Source organism: Bacillota bacterium (assembly GCA_013178305.1).
In the GTDB taxonomy this organism is placed as follows: domain Bacteria; phylum Bacillota; class Sulfobacillia; order JABLXB01; family JABLXB01; genus JABLXB01.
Window position 1 is genome coordinate 161050 of record JABLXB010000004.1, and the last position, 21166, is coordinate 182215.

At 63.8% G+C, this 21166-nt stretch carries 19 protein-coding genes and 1 pseudogene; 7 read left to right on the plus strand and 13 right to left on the minus strand.

Translation table 11 applies throughout. The features are described 5' to 3' along the window. Positions 1-127: 127 nt before the first annotated feature. The 13 genes from HPY55_10770 to HPY55_10830 form a co-directional block, all read right to left on the minus strand. Positions 128-1726 carry a D-aminoacylase gene (locus HPY55_10770; GenBank protein ID NPV71110.1) on the minus strand — a complete coding sequence of 533 codons (1599 nt, stop codon included), beginning with the start codon at positions 1724-1726 and terminating at the stop codon, positions 128-130. A gap of 101 nt (positions 1727-1827) precedes the next feature. Beyond that, positions 1828-2745 carry a 16S rRNA (cytidine(1402)-2'-O)-methyltransferase gene (gene rsmI / locus HPY55_10775; GenBank protein ID NPV71111.1) on the minus strand — a complete coding sequence of 306 codons (918 nt, stop codon included), beginning with the start codon at positions 2743-2745 and terminating at the stop codon, positions 1828-1830. Between the two features lie 118 nt (positions 2746-2863). Continuing rightward, positions 2864-3694, minus strand: a complete 831-nt coding sequence (locus HPY55_10780) for a stage 0 sporulation family protein (protein NPV71112.1) — start codon at positions 3692-3694, stop codon at positions 2864-2866. Between the two features lie 42 nt (positions 3695-3736). Further along, positions 3737-4723, minus strand: coding sequence for a DNA polymerase III subunit delta' (holB, locus tag HPY55_10785; protein ID NPV71113.1), 987 nt, complete (start codon positions 4721-4723; stop codon positions 3737-3739). Positions 4724-4727: 4 nt separating this feature from the next. Continuing rightward, on the minus strand, positions 4728-5057 hold the full coding sequence (locus tag HPY55_10790) for a hypothetical protein (protein ID NPV71114.1): 330 nt from the start codon (positions 5055-5057) through the stop codon (positions 4728-4730). Next, on the minus strand, positions 5054-5692 hold the full coding sequence (locus HPY55_10795; GenBank protein NPV71115.1) for a dTMP kinase: 639 nt from the start codon (positions 5690-5692) through the stop codon (positions 5054-5056). Before HPY55_10795 ends, HPY55_10790 begins: the two co-directional genes overlap by 4 nt. A 15-nt stretch (positions 5693-5707) precedes the next feature. Further along, the gene (locus HPY55_10800; GenBank protein ID NPV71116.1) at positions 5708-7210 is read right to left on the minus strand and encodes an aminotransferase class I/II-fold pyridoxal phosphate-dependent enzyme; all 1503 of its coding nucleotides are present in this window, start codon (positions 7208-7210) and stop codon (positions 5708-5710) included. Positions 7211-7401: 191 nt separating this feature from the next. Continuing rightward, the gene (locus HPY55_10805) at positions 7402-8415 is read right to left on the minus strand and encodes a [LysW]-lysine hydrolase (protein NPV71117.1); all 1014 of its coding nucleotides are present in this window, start codon (positions 8413-8415) and stop codon (positions 7402-7404) included. A 25-nt stretch (positions 8416-8440) separates the two neighbouring features. After that, the gene (locus HPY55_10810) at positions 8441-9613 is read right to left on the minus strand and encodes an aspartate aminotransferase family protein (protein ID NPV71118.1); all 1173 of its coding nucleotides are present in this window, start codon (positions 9611-9613) and stop codon (positions 8441-8443) included. Then, the gene (locus HPY55_10815) at positions 9610-10440 is read right to left on the minus strand and encodes a [LysW]-aminoadipate kinase (GenBank protein NPV71119.1); all 831 of its coding nucleotides are present in this window, start codon (positions 10438-10440) and stop codon (positions 9610-9612) included. The genes HPY55_10810 and HPY55_10815 overlap by 4 nt, the downstream gene beginning before the upstream one ends. Before the next feature lie 50 nt (positions 10441-10490). After that, positions 10491-11516, minus strand: coding sequence for an N-acetyl-gamma-glutamyl-phosphate reductase (locus HPY55_10820; GenBank protein NPV71120.1), 1026 nt, complete (start codon positions 11514-11516; stop codon positions 10491-10493). 35 nt (positions 11517-11551) lie between these two features. Continuing rightward, entirely contained in the window at positions 11552-12388 is an 837-nt protein-coding gene (gene lysX, locus HPY55_10825; protein NPV71121.1) for a lysine biosynthesis protein LysX, read from the minus strand. A 3-nt stretch (positions 12389-12391) separates the two neighbouring features. Further along, complete coding sequence (locus tag HPY55_10830) at positions 12392-12553, minus strand: lysine biosynthesis protein LysW (protein ID NPV71122.1); 162 nt, start codon at positions 12551-12553, stop codon at positions 12392-12394. 574 nt (positions 12554-13127) lie between these two features. Between HPY55_10830 and pheA the strand changes: the two genes are divergently transcribed. The 7 genes and pseudogenes from pheA to aroB all read left to right on the plus strand — a co-directional run bounded on the left by pheA (position 13128) and on the right by aroB (position 20714). Continuing rightward, complete coding sequence (gene pheA, locus HPY55_10835; protein NPV71123.1) at positions 13128-13982, plus strand: prephenate dehydratase; 855 nt, start codon at positions 13128-13130, stop codon at positions 13980-13982. A gap of 8 nt (positions 13983-13990) precedes the next feature. Further along, positions 13991-14353 carry a chorismate mutase gene (gene aroH, locus HPY55_10840; protein ID NPV71124.1) on the plus strand — a complete coding sequence of 121 codons (363 nt, stop codon included), beginning with the start codon at positions 13991-13993 and terminating at the stop codon, positions 14351-14353. An 87-nt stretch (positions 14354-14440) separates the two neighbouring features. After that, positions 14441-15508 (plus strand): 3-deoxy-7-phosphoheptulonate synthase, encoded by a 1068-nt coding sequence (aroF, locus tag HPY55_10845; protein ID NPV71125.1) that lies wholly within the window; start codon positions 14441-14443, stop codon positions 15506-15508. Positions 15509-15682: 174 nt separating this feature from the next. Next, positions 15683-16944: pseudogene (aroA, locus tag HPY55_10850) on the plus strand (3-phosphoshikimate 1-carboxyvinyltransferase). Further along, on the plus strand, positions 16928-17833 hold the full coding sequence (locus tag HPY55_10855) for a shikimate dehydrogenase (GenBank protein NPV71126.1): 906 nt from the start codon (positions 16928-16930) through the stop codon (positions 17831-17833). The pseudogene aroA and the gene HPY55_10855 overlap by 17 nt, the downstream one beginning before the upstream one ends. Beyond that, the gene (gene aroC, locus HPY55_10860) at positions 17827-19017 is read left to right on the plus strand and encodes a chorismate synthase (protein NPV71127.1); all 1191 of its coding nucleotides are present in this window, start codon (positions 17827-17829) and stop codon (positions 19015-19017) included. Before HPY55_10855 ends, aroC begins: the two co-directional genes overlap by 7 nt. Next, entirely contained in the window at positions 19014-20714 is a 1701-nt protein-coding gene (aroB, locus tag HPY55_10865) for a 3-dehydroquinate synthase (GenBank protein ID NPV71128.1), read from the plus strand. The genes aroC and aroB overlap by 4 nt, the downstream gene beginning before the upstream one ends. The last annotated feature ends 452 nt before the right edge of the window (positions 20715-21166 follow it).

Below are 21166 nucleotides of genomic sequence, written 5' to 3' on the forward strand. Positions count from 1 at the left end.
CCGGACGCAGAGGGGGAGGAGAAATCCTCCCCTTCCGGTTTGTCGAGGCGTCTTCCGCCGTGCCGCCCGCGGCCACGCCATCCTCAGTCACGCTGTTTGAAGCCGAGCCCCGACCGGTAACCCCGTTTCACCTACCGGAATGCCCTAGCACCATCCCGTTCCGCTCCCCGAGGTGCGATCCTCGAGCAACGGTCACCTTCCCGTTGACGACCACGTACTCAATGCCTTCCGGGTATGACGCGGGATGCTCGAACGTTGCGGTGTCGATCACCGCCGCGGGGTCGAACACAACCACGTCGGCGGCGTACCCCTCGCGGATCAGGCCGCGGTGTCGCAGCCCCAACCTGGCGGCCGGAAGAGACGTCATCTTTCGGATCGCCTCCTCCAGCGGTATGACGCGCTCGCGCACGGCATACCGCCCGAGTACCCTTGGGAACGTACCGTAGCTCCTCGGGTGGGGGCGGTCGCGGCTGAGGGGGCCGTACGGCGCGAGGGCCGTCCCGTCGCTCCCCACCATCACGAACGGCCGCTTCATGACCTCGCGGACGCCTTCCTCGCTGATGCTGAACCTGATCATGTCGGCGCTCATGCGCTCCTCGAGAAGGACGGACACGACTGCGACGGCCGGGCTCTGCCCTCTCTCCCCGGCTATCCCGGTGATGAACCGCCCGACGAGGTCTCTGTTACCCTCGCTCGAGACCGCAGTGATGCAGATCTCGTCCCAGCCCCGCATCGCGCCCTCGCGGGCCTCGACCTCGGCCTCGATCCTGGCCCTGACCGCGGGGTCACGGAGCCGGGCGAGCGCTGCCTCGCGGCCGCCCGCGTGAACCCAGCCAGGTAACACGGCCGACAGCGAAGTAGCCGATGCGGTGTACGGGTACTGGTCCGCGGTGACGTCCAGCCCCTCGTTCCTCGCCCTCTCGATCATCGCCAGCGTTTCGGAGACCTTCCCCCAGTTCGGTCTGCCCGCCGCCTTGTGGTGGGAAATCTGGACGGCGGCCCCCGACGAGCGCCCTATCTCGATCGCCTCGGCGACCGCGTCGACGACCTGCTCCCTCTCACCCCTGATGTGCGAAGCGTAGAACCCGCCGTGGCGGGCCGCTTCTCGCGCGAGTTCGACCAGCTCGCCGGTGGTCGCGTACGCCCCCGGCGGGTATATCAGCCCCGAGGATATCCCCACAAACCCCTCGTCCAGCGCCTGGCGGACAAGGGCTTTCATCGATTCCATCTCGGATTCCGAAGGTCGTCTCATTTCGTAACCCATGACGGCCGACCGCACCGCGCCGTGGCCCACGAGCGCCAGGACGTTTACGGAGATCCCGGCCACCTCCAGCGCGGCGAGGTACTCCCCGGGAGTCGCCCATCCCGCGTCAAGCGAATGCCTTTCGAATTCACCCAGCATTGCCCCGCGGTTCCTGTCTGTCAGCGGGGCCAGGGAATAGCCGCAGTTGCCGATCACCTCGGTGGTTACGCCCTGTCTGACCTTGCTCTCCGCGAGCGGGTTAATGAGCAGGCTCTTGTCCGAGTGGGAGTGAATATCGATGAATCCGGGGCACACGGCGAGCCCGGCTGCATTTATCCTGCCCGGGGCCGGGTACGACCCGCCGGGCTCACAGGAGTCAGAGGCCGCGGAGCTCTCGACGCGAGCAGGTCTGATCGCGGCGATCTTGCCCCGGGCAACCAACACGTCGGCTCGAAACGGGGGCCGGCCCGTCCCGTCATACACCAACCCGCCGGATATCACCAGGTCCGGTTCAGGCATCGACTCCGTTCCTCCTGTTCCTCCGCACCTTACAACCGCGGCGACACCCTCACGCGGGGGCAGGGCTATTTACCCGTGTCCCGTTGCAGCATGGCGTATAACTCCCGCTTCGGGATCCCCGCGGCTTTCGCCAGGGCCTTGATCGCTTCCATCTTCGGAACCCCGGCCTTCTCGAGCTCCCGCACCGCCCGCGCGGGGTCCACCACGATGCCGTCACCGCCAGCCCCCGCGGCGTCGCCGGGGGGTTCCACCGCGCCGCTGCGAAGGCCCCGGCGCCTGACGGCGCCGTCCAGCGCGGAAAGCGCCCGCGAGCCCTCGATAACGATGACGAATTCCCCAATGGGGGATGTTCCGACCCTCGACGCAGCCTCGCCGGCCCGGGCCCGGATTATCTCCTCGTGCAGCTTCGTGAGTTCGCGCGCCACGACGAGCTGGCGGTCGCCGAGCGCCGTGGCTATGTCGTTTAATGTCGCGGCGACCCGCTGGGGCGACTCGTACACCACGACTGCCCGCGGGTCCCGGCCGTATCGCTCGAGTGCCTCGAGCCTGCGCCGTCTCTGGCGCGGGAGAAACCCCTCGAACACGAATCCCTGCGCGCGGAAGCCCGAACAGACCAGCGCCGTCACCGCCGCGTTGGGACCCGGTACGGGGACCACCTTTATCCCGGCGTCGTGGCACCGGTCCACGAGCTCGCATCCGGGGTCGGAGAACCCCGGCATTCCCGCGTCGGATACCAGCGCGACCGCGGCGCCCGACAGGATCATCGACACGATCCGCTCGCCCGAGGTCTCCTTGTTGTGCTCGTGATAGGATATGACCCTCTTGCGGATGCCGAAATGGTTGCACAGGGCCATGGTGCGGCGCGTATCCTCGGCGGCGATGACGTCAACCTCCCCGAGCACCCGCACGGCGCGGGGGGTCATGTCTTCGAGGTTGCCTATCGGGGTCCCCACGAGGTACAGCACACCGCTACCGACGCTCATCGTAGATCATCCTCATCTCGGGGGAGAACTCGCGAGGAGTACCGCATCGAGCCCAAACGAATACGCGGAGCAGTCCTGAATTATCTTCAGCCCGCCCCGCCCGAGATCGTCCATGCGTTCACCCGGCTTGAGGACCACCTGATCCGGCATCCTGCTTCTTGACCTCTACCTCTTCCACCGGAAACTCCATGGCCTTCGAGTCGATCTCGACTGTCACCGAGTTCTTGAGGACGTTGACCGATACGATCTTGCCCTCCCCCTCGACGGTGGTGACGCGGGAACCTATCTCCGGAAGGCCGGCCTTCGCATCCTCGTAATGCTCGCACTCAAACCGGAGGCAGCACATCAACCTGCCGCACAGCCCCGATATCTTGGTTGGGTTCAAGGAGAGGTTCTGCTCCTTGGCCATCTTGATCGAGACCGGCTGGAATTCCCCGAGGAATGTGCAGCAGCAGGCGGGCCGCCCGCACGGACCGATCCCGCCGAGGAGCTTGGTCTCGTCTCTTACGCCGATCTGCCTCAGCTCTATCCTGGTCTTGAAATGTCCGGCCAGGTCCTTCACCAGCTCGCGGAAGTCCACTCTCCCGTCGGCGGTGAAGTAGAAGATGATCTTGGAGGTATCGAAGGTGTACTCCACGTCGACCAGGTCCATGTCGAGGCCGTGGCCGGCGATTTTGGACTTGCAGGCGTCGAACGCCTCCTTCTCCTTCTTTTCATTCTCCCTGACCTGCTGGGCATCGGCGCCCGTCGCCTGCCTGACGACCTTCTTCAACGGGGCGACGATCTGCGAGTCGGCCACTTCCTTGGTGCCCACGACGACCTCCCCGAACTCGATGCCGCGGGCGGTCTCGACTATCACGTGCGACCCCGGCTGAATCTGCAGGTCGCCGGGGTCAAAATAGTATATCTTGCCGGTTCTCTTGAATCTCACCCCAACAACTCTCGCCACACGACCACCTCTGGACCCGCGGATACATACGCAGTCTATCCATCAATTATAGCCGCCAAGCACGTCCGCCTGCAACTTCAGCAGCATGACCTCCAGCGCGAGCCTCCTGGCGGCGTTGGCCTCGACCGCCGCCCGGGTGCGCGTGACCTGGTCGAACGCCCGGGCCGTCCCACCGGGTGTCCAGGTCTCCAGGGTGCGGCCGAGATCCTCGCGAAGGTCGGGGTTGGCGAGGAGCGATTCCGGCGCTCCGCAACCAAGCACGAGCATGTCACGCATGAGCGATTCGAGGCATTCCAGGAATAACGGCGCCCCGTCCTTGCCGATCTCGCCGGCGAACCCGATCACGTCGAGCGTCTTCATATTCTCCAGCGCCGCGCGGGCGGCATCCCTCACCTTGAGGAACCCCTCGTCGAAGAACAGGTCCCCCTTGCCCGGTACCCCTCCGCTCCAGAACGCCGCGGCGCGGCACCTCGACTCCTCGCCCGGGTGGCGGTACTCGAGGTACGACCGCACCTCTTCCACCGTGCACGCCGAAAACGGGACGACCTGGCAGCGAGACGCCACCGTGGGCAAGACTGACGCCGCTCCCGGGGCGGTCAGCACGAACACGCAGTACCCAGGCGGCTCCTCGAGCCCTTTCAGCAGGCAGTTCGCCGCCTCCGCGGTCATCAGGTCCGCCCGCTTGATAATGACCGCCTTCGATCTCGCCTCGAGCGGCCTGTAAGCGATGTGTTTCAGCGCCGCCCTCGCCTGGTCTATCTTGATGGACTGCCCGTCCGTCTCGATCACTATCAAGTCGGGGTGGTTGCCCGATTCGATCCTCGCGCAACTGCTGCACGTGTCGCAGGCGTCACCCGGGCTTTCGCCTTTTTCGCAGTTCACAGCCTTGACGAACTCCCGCGCCGCAAGGCTCTTTCCCGTGCCGTCGGGACCGCAGAAAAGGTAGGCGTGCGCCACCTTCCCCGACCTCACTATTCCATTCAAGAGCGACCTGGCCACGGCCTGGCCGCAAACGCGGTTGAGGGCCACCTCGTTACACCTTCTTGAACTGCTCCACGTCCAGGACGAACACGGTCGCGCCGCCCACGCGGACTTCCACCGGGTACGGGATGTACGCCTCCGCGGGGCCGGACGGCGGCGTCACTGGGCTTACGAGCTGCTTCCTCGAGTGGCAGGTGGCCTCGATGACGTGGATCGCCTCGTCCACCCTGTCGTCCTGGGTGCCGATGAGCAGCGTGGTGTTGCCTTCCTTTAGAAACCCCCCGGTGCTCGCAAGTTTCGTGGACTGGTATCCCCTCTTGACCAGCTGTTCGACCAGCCGGCCCACGTCCTTGTCCTGAACGACGGCGATTATCAGTTTCATGCGCCCATCCCCTTCGTAGTGAGAACGCGCCTGACGATCCCCAGTATCTCCTCCCCGACGACCCTGATGTCGAGCGAGGCGTCCACGACCTTGACGCGGCCGGGCTCGCGCCTCGCAATGGCGAGGTATCCCTCGCGGACTTTCTGGTGGTATTCGCCTGCTCTTCCTTCGATCCTGTCCGGCGCGCGGCACGACCGCCTTTTTGTGCCGGTTCCGGGGTCAACGTCGAGGAGCAGGGTCAGGTCTGGCATCAGGCCCCCGGTGGCGAACCTGTTGATGGTGGTTATCGCCTCCGGGTCGCACCCTCCCCCGAAGCACTGGTATGCGATTGTCGAGTCCACGTAGCGCTCGCATATTACGACTTTACCCGCCCCCAGCGCCGGCCTTATGACATCGGCGACGTGCTGCGCGCGGGACGCCGAATACAGGAGCACCTCGGTCTCGAGAGACATCCCCCCGCTGGCCGGGTCGAGCAAGATGGACCGGATCGATTCGCCGAGCCTGGTCCCGCCAGGCTCCCGCGTCACGACAACCTCCACGCCCATCTCCCTGAGCCGCCTGCAGAGCCACCTGATCTGGCTGCTCTTGCCCGAACCGTCTATTCCCTCGAACGTCACGAAGAGGGGCCCCTTCAACCTTAACCGCTCCTTTCAGGAATCGCACACGACCCTGACCATTATCCTATAACCGCGGCCCCCGCAGTTCTCGTCGCTCCCACTTTCGCCGCACCGCGCAACCCCGTGCACGTGGTAGCCACCAAGACACGACTGCCTGACGTACTCCACAACCCGGTCCTCGACTATTTCGCCGGGGCATAGCACTGGAATGCCGGGCGGGTACACGGCGACGATATCCGCCGCCACCCTCCCCCTGGCGGTTTCCAGGTCCGTCCATTGCGAACGGGAAAGGAACGCCCGCCTCGGGGGCATCGCCTGCGCCGGAATCCGGGGCAACTCCGGTTGGACGATCCCGCCGTTCCCGCGCGGCGCGCGCCGCGAGATCACCTCGAGGGCCGCCACTAACCGTCGCACCCCTGCCGGGTCATCAGCGTACGTGACTATCGCCAGGATGCCCTGGGGTTGCGCGAACTCCACCATTATCCCGTGCTCGTCCTGCAGCGTGCGGGCGACGGTTCGCCCGTCCAATCCGGCCCCGCCCGTGATCACCGTGAGTTTCGCCCGGTCCAGCCCGCGGAAGCCGGGCCTCCCAGTCCACTCGTCCCCCGGGCACGTGAACGCCGTCCTCTCGGAGATCCGCCTGCGGGCATCCTCAGCCAGGTCCAGCGCCTCACTCAGGTGTTCGCGCCCGCGCGTGGCCATCAGTTGCCGCGCCGAATCGATCGACGCCATCAGGATGTACGAGGGGCTGGTGGTCTGCACGACCCGCAGCCAGGCGCGGAGCCTCTCGACGTCGACAAGCCGGCCCCGCACGTTGAGCACCGCCCCCTGCGTGAAGGCCCCCGCGGTCTTGTGACACCCCGCGATACCGGCGTCCGAACCGCACGCGAGCGCCGTCGCGGGGAACCCCCTGCCGAAGTAGAAGTGCGCGCCGTGGGCTTCGTCGGCAATGACGGGCACACCACGCGCGTGTAGTAACTGGACTACCTCCGAGGTATCGCCGGTTATGCCGTGGTACGTGGGGTGGACGAGGACACCCGCCGAAACCGGAGGACCCGAGGCGATCCGTGCCTCGACTTCCGCGGCCGCGACCCCGCCGGCCACACCCGTGGAGGAGTCGTATTCCGGCATCACCCACACGGGCTCCGCGCCGGCCAGTATCAGGGCTCCGACAACAGACCGGTGGGCGTTGCGGGGTACCAGCACTCTCCCACCGGATGCGCACGCCGCGATCGAGGCGTGAATACCGGCGGTGACCCCGTTGACGAGGAAAAATGATTCATCCGCTCCGAACGCGGCAGCCGCAAGCGCCTGCGCCTCCCCGATGACACCCTCGGGTCGTTGAAGGTCATCGAGATCGCCTACTTCGGTGAGGTCCATCGCGGCGACAGCATCACCCGACAACATGCGAAGACCAGGCGGCGCTTTTCGCCAGCCCTTGTGCCCGGGTACGTGAAAACGCTGGTACCCGCGGCGGACGTGGTGACGTAAGGCTTCAACGATAGGGGACCTGTTCTGATCAAGGGGTAACCTCAACTGCACCACCCGGATGCCGATTTCGACGGTTCAGGAGGCCGTTCCTTTGTTCTACGGAAGCACCCGGAGTAAGTTATCCACATTTCTTCCGTTTATCCCCAGAATTGTCAACAGGATGTCGACGGGTATCCCAGGGTGAGTCGTGCGGTGGTGCCCGGCGTGACGTTGGTTCGTCGAGGGGCGAGCGCGAATCACAGGGATTCGATAACCCTGGCGCACACTTCGATGGCGGTCGCGTATTCCTCCAGCGGAAGGCGTTCGCATGGCGTGTGGTCGAGCGAGGAGTCACCCGGACCGTACGCCACGATGGGGCACGACCACGAATGCCCGACGACATTCATGTCGGACGTCCCCGTCTTGAGCTTGAACGCCGGAGTGCCTCCCACGGCGCGGACCGCGCCGACAAACGCCCTGGCCAGCGGATTATTCTTGTCCGCGCGATAGGCGGGGACTCCCCCGGAGAACGAGTATCGCGCTTCAGGGAATTCGGAGGACAGCGCGGTCGAAAACGCGGACGGCTCGGCGCCCGGAGGAAGTCTGAACACCAGCGCCAACCGGCACGTTTCCTGGAACCCGTCGGTCTCGCAGTGTATGTCCCTCAGGCTGACGTCGAATCTACTGAATGCGCTGTCCCCGGGCGAATGCGCGCGGCAATATTCCCTTATCCGGGTCCACACGCCGACCGCGTTCTCCGCTGCAGTCGACCTGCCGGACGCCGAGTGCGAGACGGAGCCGTCCACCACGACAGCGGCCGAAAGCCGCCCCTTGTACCCGAGCGTAACCGAGTGAGCGCCGCTCGGCTCGCCGATTACGCACCAGTCCGGCGAGAAGGCAGCCCGCGCGTGCCGCGCGCCGCGGGACGAATCGGTCTCTTCCTCCACGGCGCCGACGACCACCACGCGACCCGGCAGCCGGCTGGCGCGAGCGGTTACGCGCGCGAGAGCCGATATGAACGCCGCCAGACTTCCCTTGGCATCGACCGACCCTCGTCCGTGGAGCACGCCGTCCTCGATCCTCACGGGGATGAACCCCGGCGCCGTGTCGATGTGGCCGAGGAACAAGAGAGTCCTGGGGCCTTCACCCGCTTCGCCGACGGCGTTGCCCGCCTCGTCGACGTAAGATCTCCAGCCGTATGACTTCATCGTTTCGACAAGGTATTCCGCGACCGCGGCCTCGCAGCCCGACGGGCTGTAGGTCTCGCACATCGCCTTGAGAAGGCCTGTCTCTTCATCACTCGGGAGGATTCGATAGCACCCCCTCGAGCGCGCGGGCGGCGAATTCGAGGTCTTCCGGCTCTATTACCAGTGGCGGAAGGAACCGGATGACTGTTCCCCCCGCGGGAAGCGCAAGCACGCCGGCCTTGACCAGCGCATCGAGGTAAGGACCGTTCTTCTGCCTCAGTTCGACGCCGACCATCAGGCCGAGGCCGCGCACCTCTCGTATCAGCGGCGACTTGATGGATTCGAGCCTGGCCTTGAACCGCGCGCCCAGCGCGATAGCCCTCCCGGGGAGGTCGTTCTCCTCGATGAACTCAATGGCGGCGCTGGCGGCGGCGCATACCAGGGGATTGCCCCCGAAGGTATTCCCATGGACCCCCACGGGCAGAGGCCCAACCCTGGAGCCCAGCGCGACGGCGGCCACCGGAACCCCGCCTCCCATCGCCTTCGACATACACAGGATATCGGGGTCAACGTCGAAGTGTTCGCACGCGAACATCCGCCCCGTCCTGCCGAACCCGGTCTGTACCTCGTCGATGATGAGAAGCGCGCCCTTACGGCGGCAGGCCTCCTCGACGCCCTCGAGGTACCCCGGTGGAGCGACGTGTACCCCGCCTTCCCCCTGGACCACCTCGAGTATGACCGCGGCGGTGTCCTCCGTCACTGCCTCCACGATCGTCTCTGGCAAACCGAACGGCACGTGGTGGAACCCCGGGACGAGCGGCTCGAATGGTTTGCGGTACTTGGGTTCCCACGTGGCGCTCAGGGCGCCCATACTGCGCCCGTGGAATCCCCGCATCGTGGCGACGATTTCCTTCCTGCCCGTGGAAAGCCTCGCGAACTTGATGGCGGCCTCGACCGCCTCCGTCCCCGAATTGCAGAGGAAGAACCTGGCAAGACCCGCGGGGACGGCCTCCGCCAGCGTCGAGAGCAGGCCGGCGCGCGCGTCGTTGTAGAACGTCTCGGGGCAAGTCACGAGTCTCTCCGCCTGGGCCTGGATGGCTTCGACCACTCGCCTGTTGCAGTGGCCCACCAGGGCGACCCCGTGTCCGGCGTTGCAGTCGACGTACTCCTTTCCCGTTGAATCCCACACCCTGGCGCCCGACCCCCGGACCAGCACGAGGTCGCGCTTCTTGTGAAGGCCCGTCGCGTACTTGTTCTCGGCTTCAATGACCGCCTCGCTCATTCGATCACCGTCCCCTCGCCCGCAAGCGCCCCTTTAAGTGGTTCGCGCGAGCGCGCATCCGATATGACGACCCGTTCGACCCCACCCGACAACGCCTCGCGCGCCGCCAGGACCTTCTTCTTCATCCGGCCGGCGGCGTACTGTCCGTACTCCCCGATTGATCCCCTGGGAATCCTGCGTATGAGCGTGGACGGGTCGCGGGGGTCCTTGAGAAGGCCTGGCACGTTGGACAGGATTATCAGGGTCTTCGCCTGCGCGGCCGAGGCCACCGCCGCCGCGACGCGGTCCGCGTCCACGTTGAGAGCCTCGCCCTCTCGACCCAACGCGAGGGGTCCGATCGCGGGAACGTACCCGGCGTCGAGGAGCAGCCGGAGAAGGCCCGCATTGACCTCTTCGACCTTGCCTCCGAAGTCGTCCCTTATCACCACGACCTTTCCGTCGTGGACGCTCCTGACCGCCTTCTTCCGAGAACCGGCCAGCAGGCGCCCGTCAAGCCCCGTGATACCGAGGGCGTTCACACCCCGTGCCTGGAGCGCCTCGACAAGCGTCTTGTTGATCTTGCCGGCGCAGGCCATCATCAGCACCTCGATGGTCCTGCGATCGCTGCGCCTGCTCACGTTGCCTGAGGGTGACGTGATGAACTCGGGGGTCATCCCGAGACGCGACCCAAGGTCCGTGGCTTCGCTGGAGCCCCCGTGCACGACCACGATTCTCCGGCCTTCGCGGAGCATCGCGGCGATGTCCTCCGCGAGGCCCTCGAACGAGATGCCCCGCGCTCCACCGATCTTCACGACGAGATCAACGCCGTGGTCGTCTGAGGGTGACATTGGGTTCTCCTCTTCAAACCAAGTGTGGGTCCGCGCGGATAGCGCGATTCCTATGGATGCAGGCCGGGAAACCCGAGCCCTTCCGTCTCGTCGAACCCGAACATCAGGTTCATGGCCTGCACACCGTTGCCCGCCGCCCCTTTCACCAGGTTGTCGATGGCGGACATTATTACGAGCCGGTTCGAGCCGGGATCGAGCTCGAACCCGATGTCGCAGAAGTTCGAACCGGCGAGTATCCTCGGATCCGGGTACCTGTAAGGGCCATGGCGCTCCTTGACGATCCGGACGAACGGCTCCTCTCCGTATTCCTGGCGGTAAGCGCGCCACACGTCCTTCTCGGTCACCCCATCCCTCACGAAGACGTGGCACGTCACCAGAATCCCGCGCACTGCGTCGACCGAGGTCGTGGTGAGGTGGACCCGGTTCACGCCGGCCTCCTGCACGACCTCGGCCGTGTGCCTGTGCATCGTGGGCTCGTGAGGGCGGATCCCGCCCGAACGCTCCGGATGGTGCGAGGTTATTCCCGGCTCCCTGCCGCCACCGGACGACGCGAGTTTCCCATCGACGATCGCAGCGTCGTCCCTGGCGAGACCATGCTTGAATATGGGCCTTAACGCCAGGATGGTCGCCGTAGCGAAGCATCCTGCCCCACACACCAGCGTGGCTCCCCGGATTTCTTCCCTGTGCAGTTCCGGGACGCCGTACACGAACCGCTTCAAGTAGTCCGGAAGCGGGTGCTCGAATCCATACCATCTGGGGTACACCGAGGGGTCTTTCAGGCGAAAGTCGGCCGAGAGGTCGATCAGCCCCGCCGCGAGAGTCATGAGTCGCTCGATGTGCTTCAGCCCCTCGCCGTGTGGCAGCGCCATAATGATCAGGTCGCACGGCTGAAGGTCGTTGATGCTGCAGAATTGCAGCCCACAGCGCTTTCGCAGGTTAGGGTGGGCCGACGTCACGTACTTCCCCGCGAGGCGCTCCGAGGTCACCTGCTTGACATCCACCCGCGGGTGTCCGAGGAGTATCCGCAGCACCTCCCCTCCGGCGTAACCGGACCCCCCCGCTATCGATACGGTTATCTTCTCGTCAGATGCCACAGGCTGCGTCTCCCCGTTCACGCGGCTATCTTGAGGGCATAGTCGACCAGGTGACCGGCGATATCCACGCCCGATGCATCACTGCACGTCTTGAACTCCATGGTGCCGTTGACCTCGTTCACGAGAATCCCCCTCGGGCTTTCGAGCAGGTCCACCGCTACCACGCCTCCACCTACTGCGCCTGCGGCAGCGGCGGCCAGATCGCCGACCTCGCCCGTGACGGGGCAATTGACGCCCTCCCCGCCCCGCGCCGCGTTCGTGACCCAGTGTTCGGAGTACCTGTACATGGCCGCTATCGGCGCGCCCCCCACCACGACCACGCGGATATCGCGGCCGGGCTTCTGTACGTGTTCCTGGATATAGTAGACCGAGTGCTGGTACGACCCCAGCACGTCCTTGTGTTCGAGCAGCGCCTCGGCGGCGTCCCTGTCGTTGACCCTTGCGAGCAGCCGGCCCCAGGAACCGGTGACGGGCTTGAGCACCACGGGATAGCCCATGGCCTCGATGGCCCCGAGGGCAGCCTCGGGGGAGAATGCTATGCGCGTCTCGGGGCACGGTATCCCCGCCTGCGTGAGCAGGCTCGTCGTGACGAGCTTGTCGGCGCAGTTCGCGATCACCCCGTACGAGTTCACCGTATGCACGCCGGCCCCGTTGAGGATCTTCGCGGCGCAGAGGGACCTGGACTGGCTGATGGAACGGATCAGGATAACATCGTAATCCCAGCCCTCGCGCCCAAAATCGAACACGACCCGCCGGTCGTCGATCCTGTCGAAGGGCTGCCCGCGCTTCTCCAGCGCCTCAAACAGGAGCTTCTCATCCAGGCGCACCCGCGAAAGAAGCACCGCAACCTTCATGGATTACTCGCCCCAGTCTTCTTCCTCTTCCGGGGCGGGCGCGATCTGCAGCGGTTCAACGTTTAGGACCTCGAGCTCGACGCCGCAGTCAGGGCAGGTGATGATCTCGCCCTTCACAACCTCACCGCTGTTCCACGTTCCGTCGCACTCCGGACAGACTACCATAATGGACACTCCCCTTCCGGCTTCTCCAGTCAGCGTTGCGCCTGCCAATCGCCTCGCTATTCCGTTGAGCGGGATTTGCACCCATTTGTATATTTATGCTGATGTTAGACATATTAGCAGCGGCATATTCGCCTGTCAATGGCTTGTTGCGAAATCTCTGCGGTGCATATAGAATGCATATTTCCGCATAGCGGAATCCGCAGAATACACTGGTAGCCAACAGTAGCACTCACCTGGAAGTGATCCCAGAAAACGGGGTATTGACATTCCGCGTGAAGCCATGTAGTATGCTTTTCAAACCTCTAATACGACTGGCTATGACCAGGAGGGTAAGCCATCCGGCAGACACAGAGAATGCCCGGTAGGTGCGAGGGCTTCTGCGGGGCGGCCGACGTTCACCTGTTAGCCGCGGCCTGAAACGCCAACATGGAGTAGGCGCCGACGGGGGTCCGCCGTTAAAAGGACAGGGTATCGGTGCGCAGCAGGCCAACGCACCCGTATCCGAATTGAGAGGGTGTACGCCAACAAGGGTGGTACCGCGGGTTTGAATCCCGTCCCTTAGGGGACGGGATTTTTGTCTTTCAGATCAGACAATGGGGGGAATCCAAATGGGGTTTGCAGATCTGTAGCGTACCAGGGCGAACCGGGGGCTTTTAGCGAGGTCGCCGCGGGAAGACTGGAGCCCGAGGCGCGACCGGTACCGTGCAGGACACTTCATGAGCTCTTCACCATGGTACAATCGAGTGCCGTGGAAGCGGGGGTCGTGCCCGTGGAGAACTCGCTCGCTGGAAGCATCGCGGAAACCTATGACTTGCTGATCTCCCACGACCTTTTCGTGACCGGAGAAACCACATTGCCGGTTGAGCACTGCCTCCTGGCGCTTCCCGGTACCGAACTCACCCAGATCCAGGAGGTGCTCTCCCATCCACAGGCTCTGGCTCAGTGCAACGATTACCTCGTGCAGCTCGGTGTCGAATGCGTTCCCTATTACGACACCGCCGGAGCCGCGAAACATGTGAAGCGTTCGGGCCTCCTTCACGCGGCAGCCATAGCCTCACAATGGGCCGCGGAGGTATACGGCCTGCAAGTGCTGGTACGGGGGATCCAATCCAACCGCGACAACTATACCAGGTTCTACCGGATAGAACGAATGGAGCGACCGGGAGGAAGGCGCAACAGGACTGTGTTCGCCGTCGGCCTCCCGCATTGCCCCGGCTCACTCGTTACTGCGCTTTCGTCGTTCTCCAATCAAGGTGTCAACCTGACAAAGATCGAGTCCAGGCCCGTAAGAGCCAAGCCGTGGCAGTACATCTTCTACCTTGAGTACGAGGGCCACGTTGAAGACCCCGGCATGCAATCAGCCCTTGAAGACCTGAGAGCCAGGGTGGCCATGTTACGAATTCTCGGATCCTTTCCCGTGGAGGAATGATTATGGCAATGCGAGGAGTCCGCGGCGCGATCAGCGTCCAGGCGAACGAAAACCACATGATCCTTGAGTCGACCGGTCAAATGATTTCGGCGGCGCTGGAACTCAACCACATCCAGCCCGAGGACATCGCGGCCATTATGTTCGCCGTCACACCCGACCTTGACAAGGCGTTTCCCGCAGCAGCCGCCAGAGGTATGGGACTCACCGGCGTCCCGTTGCTGGATTTCGTCTCACCCGACGTTGAGGCCGGAATGCGGAGGGTCATCCGGATGCTGCTGCTCTGGAACACGGACAAGAACCAGGACGAGGTACGGCACGTGTACCTCGGGGAGGCGCAGAGACTGCGCTCGGACCTGGCATCACCCGGATAATCCGGATTCGTACAGCGTGTAGGCGCGGCGTTGTTGAGCATGCACCATCCAGCTCATCAAACGAGGCGCAAGGGAGGCGTTAGAGCCTTGACAATTGTGATGAAAAGCGTGGCTACCCCCGAGGAAGTGGAGAAGGTCAGGCAACACCTGAAGGAGGCCGGGCTAGACGTGTACACATCCCAGGGAGAGGAACGCACGATTCTGGGGACCACGGGGGACGTCTGCGGGATTGCTCCGGAGTCGATCGAGGCGCTGCCCGGCGTCGAGCGAGCCATAAGGATACTGGAACCATACAAACTGGCGAGCCGAAAACTGAAACCCACCTCCACCACGGTTGATTTGGGCAGCGTGAGGATCGGCGGCCGGGAGGTCGTCCTGATAGCCGGACCCTGCTCCGTCGAGGGAATGGAGATGCTGAGAGCAACCGCCAGGGCGGCTCTGGGGGCCGGCGCCTCGATCCTGAGAGGAGGAGCATTCAAGCCCAGGAGCTCCCCTTACAGCTTTCAGGGTCTCGGGCGCGAGGGCCTTCAGATGCTCGCCACGGTCAAGGGCGAGACCGGCCTGCCGGTCGTGACCGAGGTCATGTCCCCCGAACAGGTGGAGATGGTTGCCGGCTACGCCGACATGCTGCAGATCGGCGCGCGTAACATGCAGAACTTCAACCTGCTCCAAGAAGTCGGACAGAGCAAGAAGCCTGTAATGCTCAAGAGGGGCATGATGTCTTCCATAGACGAGTGGCTGCAGGCGGCCGAGTACATCCTCGCCCGTGGCAATATGCAAGTTGTGCTGTGCGAGAGAGGCATCAGAACCTTCGAAACCCATACTCGCAACACGCTCGACATCAGCGCGGTGCCCGCAGTCAAGCGACTAAGCCATCTGCCCGTGATCGTCGACCCGAGCCACGGCACGGGTAAGCGCGAACTGGTGATACCCATGGCAATGGCCGCGATAGCGGCCGGGGCCGATGGAGTCATGGTCGAGGCGCATCCGGAACCCGACAAGGCTCTTTCGGACGGCGCACAATCACTCAACCTGGGCGAGTTGAATGAACTCGCCCAGCAAGTCAGCAGCGTTGCCGCCGCGCTGAACCGGTCCCTGCACCGCCCAATCCCGGCCGGACCCCAAGTCCGGCCACAGGGAGCCGCGGCGCCATGAGCCAGCGTTCGAACACAGCCTCGCAGGTTACGGATACGGCCAGGAGAGCAAGAGAATATCTCGAGGACGCGGCGGCACTGGGGGGTATTCAAGTTGTCTAACACAAGTCGCCAGGCGGGTATCACTGCCTGCATCAGAGTTCCGGGCGACAAATCCATTTCGCATCGCTCAGCAATGCTGGGCGCCCTGGCTGAGGGAGAAACGATCATCACTAACTACGCGCCCGGCAGGGATTGCGCCGCGACCCTGGATTGCCTGGGCGCTCTGGGCGTCCCTATCGAACGAGGGCCGGACTGCGTCAGGGTCACCGGTCTCGGCCTCAAGGGGTTGCGAGAGCCCCTGGATGTGCTCGACTGCAAGAACTCCGGCACAACCATGAGGCTCATGGCGGGCATTCTGGCAGGCCAGGAATTCATGAGCGTATTGACAGGCGATGATTCCCTGAGAAGCCGGCCCATGAAGCGCGTCGTAGAACCCCTGCAACAGATGGGAGCCACCATTGATGGGCGCGACGGTGGTCTCAAAGCGCCCCTGTATGTAAGGGGCGGGTCGCCCGATGCCGGCGGTGGGTTACGGCCGTTGGACGAGTACAGGATGCCGGTGGCAAGCGCCCAGGTGAAGTCGTGCCTGATGCTGGCGGGTCTGTACGCTCGAGGTTCAACAACCATCGTGGAGACCGTGGCGTCGCGCGATCATACCGAGCGGATGATGGCCCTCTTTGGGGCGGACGTAAGCGTTCGAGGCGGCCGCGTCAGCGTACGGGGCTTCCCCAGACTGCGGGCTCAGAACCTCGAAGTGCCTGGTGACATATCGTCCGCAGCCTTCTGGCTCGCCGCCGGGGCGATTGTCCAGGAATCGGATATACTGGTCCGCGGCGTCGGCCTGAATCCCCTGCGTTCCGGCTTCCTGCACGCCCTGCAGGCGATGGGATCCCGGATTGAGATAACCACCGTCCGCAACGATTGGGAACCAGTAGGCGACGTGAGAGTCACGGGGGGCGACCTCCGGGCAATCGAGGTTACTCCACAACAGGTGCCGGCGCTCGTGGACGAGCTGCCCATGCTCGCGGTATGCGCGGCAAACGCGCGTGGGAGACCGTGGTCAGGGGCGCCGCGGAGCTACGGCACAAGGAGACCGACAGGATCTCGGCCATCGTCGAGAACCTGCGGGCAATGGGCGCGACAGCCGGTGAGCTGGCTGACGGGTTCTGGGTGCAGGGTGGGGCACGCCTGCGGGGCGCTCGGATTCGCACCCGGGGCGACCATCGCATAGCCATGGCTTTCGCGATCGCGGGGCTGGTTGCGGATGGAGAGACCGTGCTCGACGACCCGGATTGCATTGATGTGTCCTACCCCGGATTCCTCGCTCAGCTGGGGGATCTGGTGGGAAAGGTGCGCGGGACTTGGAGGTGCACAGGCAATGAGCAGTCACGGTAAGGCCGGGCCCCTCCCCGAACTGGGCGTCATAGGATGGCCGTTACAGTTGACCTTTTCGCCACCCATGCAGATCGCCGCCCTGCGGAAGGCCGCACTGGACTGGCGTTATGAGGCCATGCCGGTTTCCCCCGAAGAATTGACGGGGTTTATTTCAAACGCAGCAGCCACCATGCGGGGGTTCAATGTAACCATCCCACACAAAAGTGCGGTCCGGATAGCCTGTTCAGTGGTAGACGACCTGGCCAGCCGGTGCGATGCGGTGAATACCGTGGTGTGTGTCCGCTCCCAGGGGCGCAACCGGCTTGAAGGGCACAACACGGATGGGCCCGGGCTGCTGAAGGCCCTGAGCCTGAGAACCGGGTTCGAACCATCAGGTAGCAGCGTGCTGGTCCTGGGTGCAGGCGGCGCTGCGGCCGGGGCTGCGGCGGCCCTGGCCAGGTGCGGCTCCTCGACGATAACCATTGCCAACAGGACAGAGCCGCGCGCCGCCATTCTCGTTGACAAAATGCGGGCGATGTTCCCCAAAACGACATGGTTGTGCGCGGCGCTCAACGAGGAGGCGCCCTGTCGGCCGGAGGCATGTTGCGCCCGCCATCATATCGACCTGGTGATCAATTGCATGCCAGAAGAACCTTCGGCGCGCCTCGGGAGACTGCTGGAAGCGGTATGCACGAACGGTCCGGCATTCTGCGACATGAGTTATTCGTACGGGCCGACCGCACTACTTGACGTCGCGAGCGATATCGGGTACAGGGTGGTCCCCGGGCTCGAGATGCTGCTGTGGCAGGGGGTTTACGCATTTGAGATCTTCACCCGGAGACCTGCCGTAGTCGATGCAATGAGGGATGCACTGACCGCAGTCGCGGGAGAGTGGTGGTTAAAATGTTGAGGTATCTCACTGCAGGGGAGTCTCACGGACCGGGTCTTACAGCGATTCTCGAAGGAATGCCGGCGGGGATAGACGTGTTCGTCGACGAGCTTCGCGAACAGCTGAACAGAAGGCGACAGTGCTACGGCCGGGGGCAGAGAGCTGTAATCGAAAACGACGAGGTCATGATCACCGGTGGTATCCATAAGGGAAAGACCACCGGCGCCCCCGTATCGGTGTTCATCCCCAACAAGGACCACGCGAACTGGGCCGGCAGAGATTGTCCCATCACCACCCCGCGCCCGGGGCACGCGGATCTTGCCGGCGCACTCAAGTACGGCTTCCTTGACTGTCGACCGGTGGCCGAACGAGCCAGTGCACGAGAAACGGCAGCCAGAGTAGCCTGCGGCTACTTCGCCAGGAAGCTCCTCGCCCGGTCCGGGATCGAAATCGTTAGCTGGGTCACGTCAATCGGCAGTGTGGACGCCAGCCTGCCGCCGGCCCAAGCGCGAATGGCGGATGCCTCCGTCGTCCTGGATCTGGCCAGGTCTGCGCAGTCATCGCCGGTAAGGTGCCCCGATCCGCAGGCGTCGGCTCGCATGACCCTGGCCATCGATCAGGCTCGCGAAGCCGGTGATTCCCTGGGGGGCATTTTCGAGGCTGTCGCTCTCAATGTGCCCCCCGCCCTGGGAAGCCACGTCCACTGGGACAGGCGGTTGGATGGCAGGCTCGGCGCGGCTATCATGAGCATAGGCAGCGTGAAAGCAGTGGAGATCGGTGAGGGGTTCGCCCTGACGCAGTTAAGAGGAAGCGCGACTCACGACCACATAGTCAGGGATCCGGAGTCCGGCGCGGAAGGCGCCGTGCAGAACGCGTTCCTGCCCCACTACCTCCGCAGGAGCTCGAACAGGGCGGGAGGCATCGAAGGCGGCGTGACCAACGGGGAGCCGGTGTTCGTGAGGGCCGCCGTCAAACCCGTGCCGACACTGCAGGAGCCCCTGCCATCGGTAGATCTTCAAACCGGCCAATGCCGCCCGGCTCACAGAGAGAGGTCGGACGTATGCATCGTGGGCTCCGCTGCGGTGGTTGCCGAAGCCATGATCGCCCTGGTCATCGCCGATGCGTGGCTTGAGAGGTTCGGAGCGGATGTGGTCGATGACGACAGCATTGTCAGGTGGGCTCGTCCGGGGGCTGGTTCGCCATGATGAACATCCTCCTGGCTGGATTCATGGGAACCGGCAAGAGTACAGTGGGGCGAGCGCTGGCAAAGCGACTCAACATGCGCTTCGTGGACACGGACATCCTGATCGAACAGACCGCCGGGATGACGATACCCGAGGTATTCTCCCGCATGGGCGAACCGGCCTTCCGCGAAATGGAGGCCCGGCTCGTGGCGGCCGCTACCGAGTTGAAGGGCGCGGTGATAGCCGTCGGGGGCGGCGCGATCCAGAATCCCGAAACGAGGGCGCTTGTGAAGCAACGTTGTGTCGTGGCTCTCCTCACGGCCCGTCCCCAGACAATACTGGCACGGGTCGAGACCAGGGGTGAGCGCCCGATGCTGACGGGATATCCGGAACCCGAGCAAAAGCTTGCCAGGGTGCTCGACCTGTTACAGCAAAGGATGCCGGCCTATCTTGACGCCGGAGACATGGTTATCGACACCGAACGCGGCATTGACCTCGTGGTGGATGAAATCATTTCGAATCTGCCGAAAGAACGGCTATTGCCGGTCGATCGCCCCTTGCCAGTCGAGCGACCGGCGAATGCCTTCGCGACCGCACGTAGTGTCGCGGTAACCACTCCAGGTGGGCAATACGTAGTCCATATCGGCAGTGGGGTCATCGCAGGCCTCTCCCGCCTGATCAAGGATTCATGCGCGGACCTCCAGCGAGTACTCGTTGTGTCAAACCCGATGGTCTCCCAGCTATGGCTCACTGACCTCACGGATGAACTGGAGGGTGCCGGATACCAGGTGGAGACGGCCCTGGTCGCAGATGGCGAGACTCACAAGAACCTGCAGTCCGCGACGGGCTTATACGACCTGCTCAACGAAAAGGGGTATGACCGCAGCACAGTGATCGTGGCACTGGGAGGCGGGGTGGTTGGAGACCTCGCCGGCTTCGTTGCGGCCACATACATGAGAGGAGTTCGCCTCGTACAAATCCCCACTACGCTTCTCGCCCAGGTTGACTCGAGTATCGGTGGCAAGGTTGCGGTGAACTACGGGCATCGCAAGAACCTCATCGGCGCCTTCTACCAGCCGGTACTGGTGGTTTCCGATGTTGACACCCTGCAGACGCTGCCCGACGGAGTGTTCTCGGAAGGAATGGCGGAGGTCATTAAGACCGCTATAATCGGGGGTGAACCGCTATTCAGCCTCCTGGAACGTAATGCTGCAGGCATCGTGGCCAGAAACCCGGCTACGCTGCAGGAGGTGGTTGCAGCCTGCGCCGAGATCAAGGCCGGGGTGGTATCGGAAGACGAGCGTGACGAGGACGGGCGGATGATTCTCAACCTGGGTCACACCTTCGGCCATGCCGTTGAATCAGCCTGCGCATACCAGGGGGTATCACACGGACAGGCGGTGGCCGTAGGCGTCTGCCTGTCCGCGAAGCTATCTCACTCGCTTGGTTTCGCCGCGCCCGGCCTCCTGTCCCGGATTTCGGGCTTGATGCACCGCTTCAACCTCCCGACGAGTCCCGGTGATCTTGCGGTAGATCTCACGCCGGATCTGATATGCTCACATGCGAAATTCGACAAAAAGCGCCACCTGGGCAGACTACGTTTTGTAGTGCCGGTGGCCGTTGGTGAAGTGCGATTGGTGGAGGGTATTTCCGAGAGGGTAATCACGGAGCTGTTACACGCACCCGATTGTACGGCCCGGTCTCACGAGGCTCCATAAAGCCCGGCCACGCGGTTTTAACTGCGGACGAGGAGTTCGCCGGCGACCAGTTTCTCGATAACATGTACTCGCCTGGACTCTTTTGGATTCAACATAATGCACCTTGTCATGGTGACATTTTCTCAGTCGGCTTACAGGGTGACAATATCACTGTCCGACTACACCCAAAAAAAGAGGTATTGACATCGCGTGTAAAGCCGTGTAACATGCTGTTCAAACCTGAAGTGCGAATGGCGATGACCAGGAGAGGAAGTCATCTGGCAGACCCAGAGAATGCCCGGGTGGTGCGAGGGCTTCTGCGGGTGGCGAACGTACACCTGTGAGCTGCGGCCCGAAACAGGCGGTCGTAGAGACCGTCATGGAGTAGGCGTCGACGGGTTCCGCCGTTAAAAGGACAGGATATCGGCCCGCCATTGCGTGCGAGCCCGTATCTGGGTGAGAGGGTGTACACC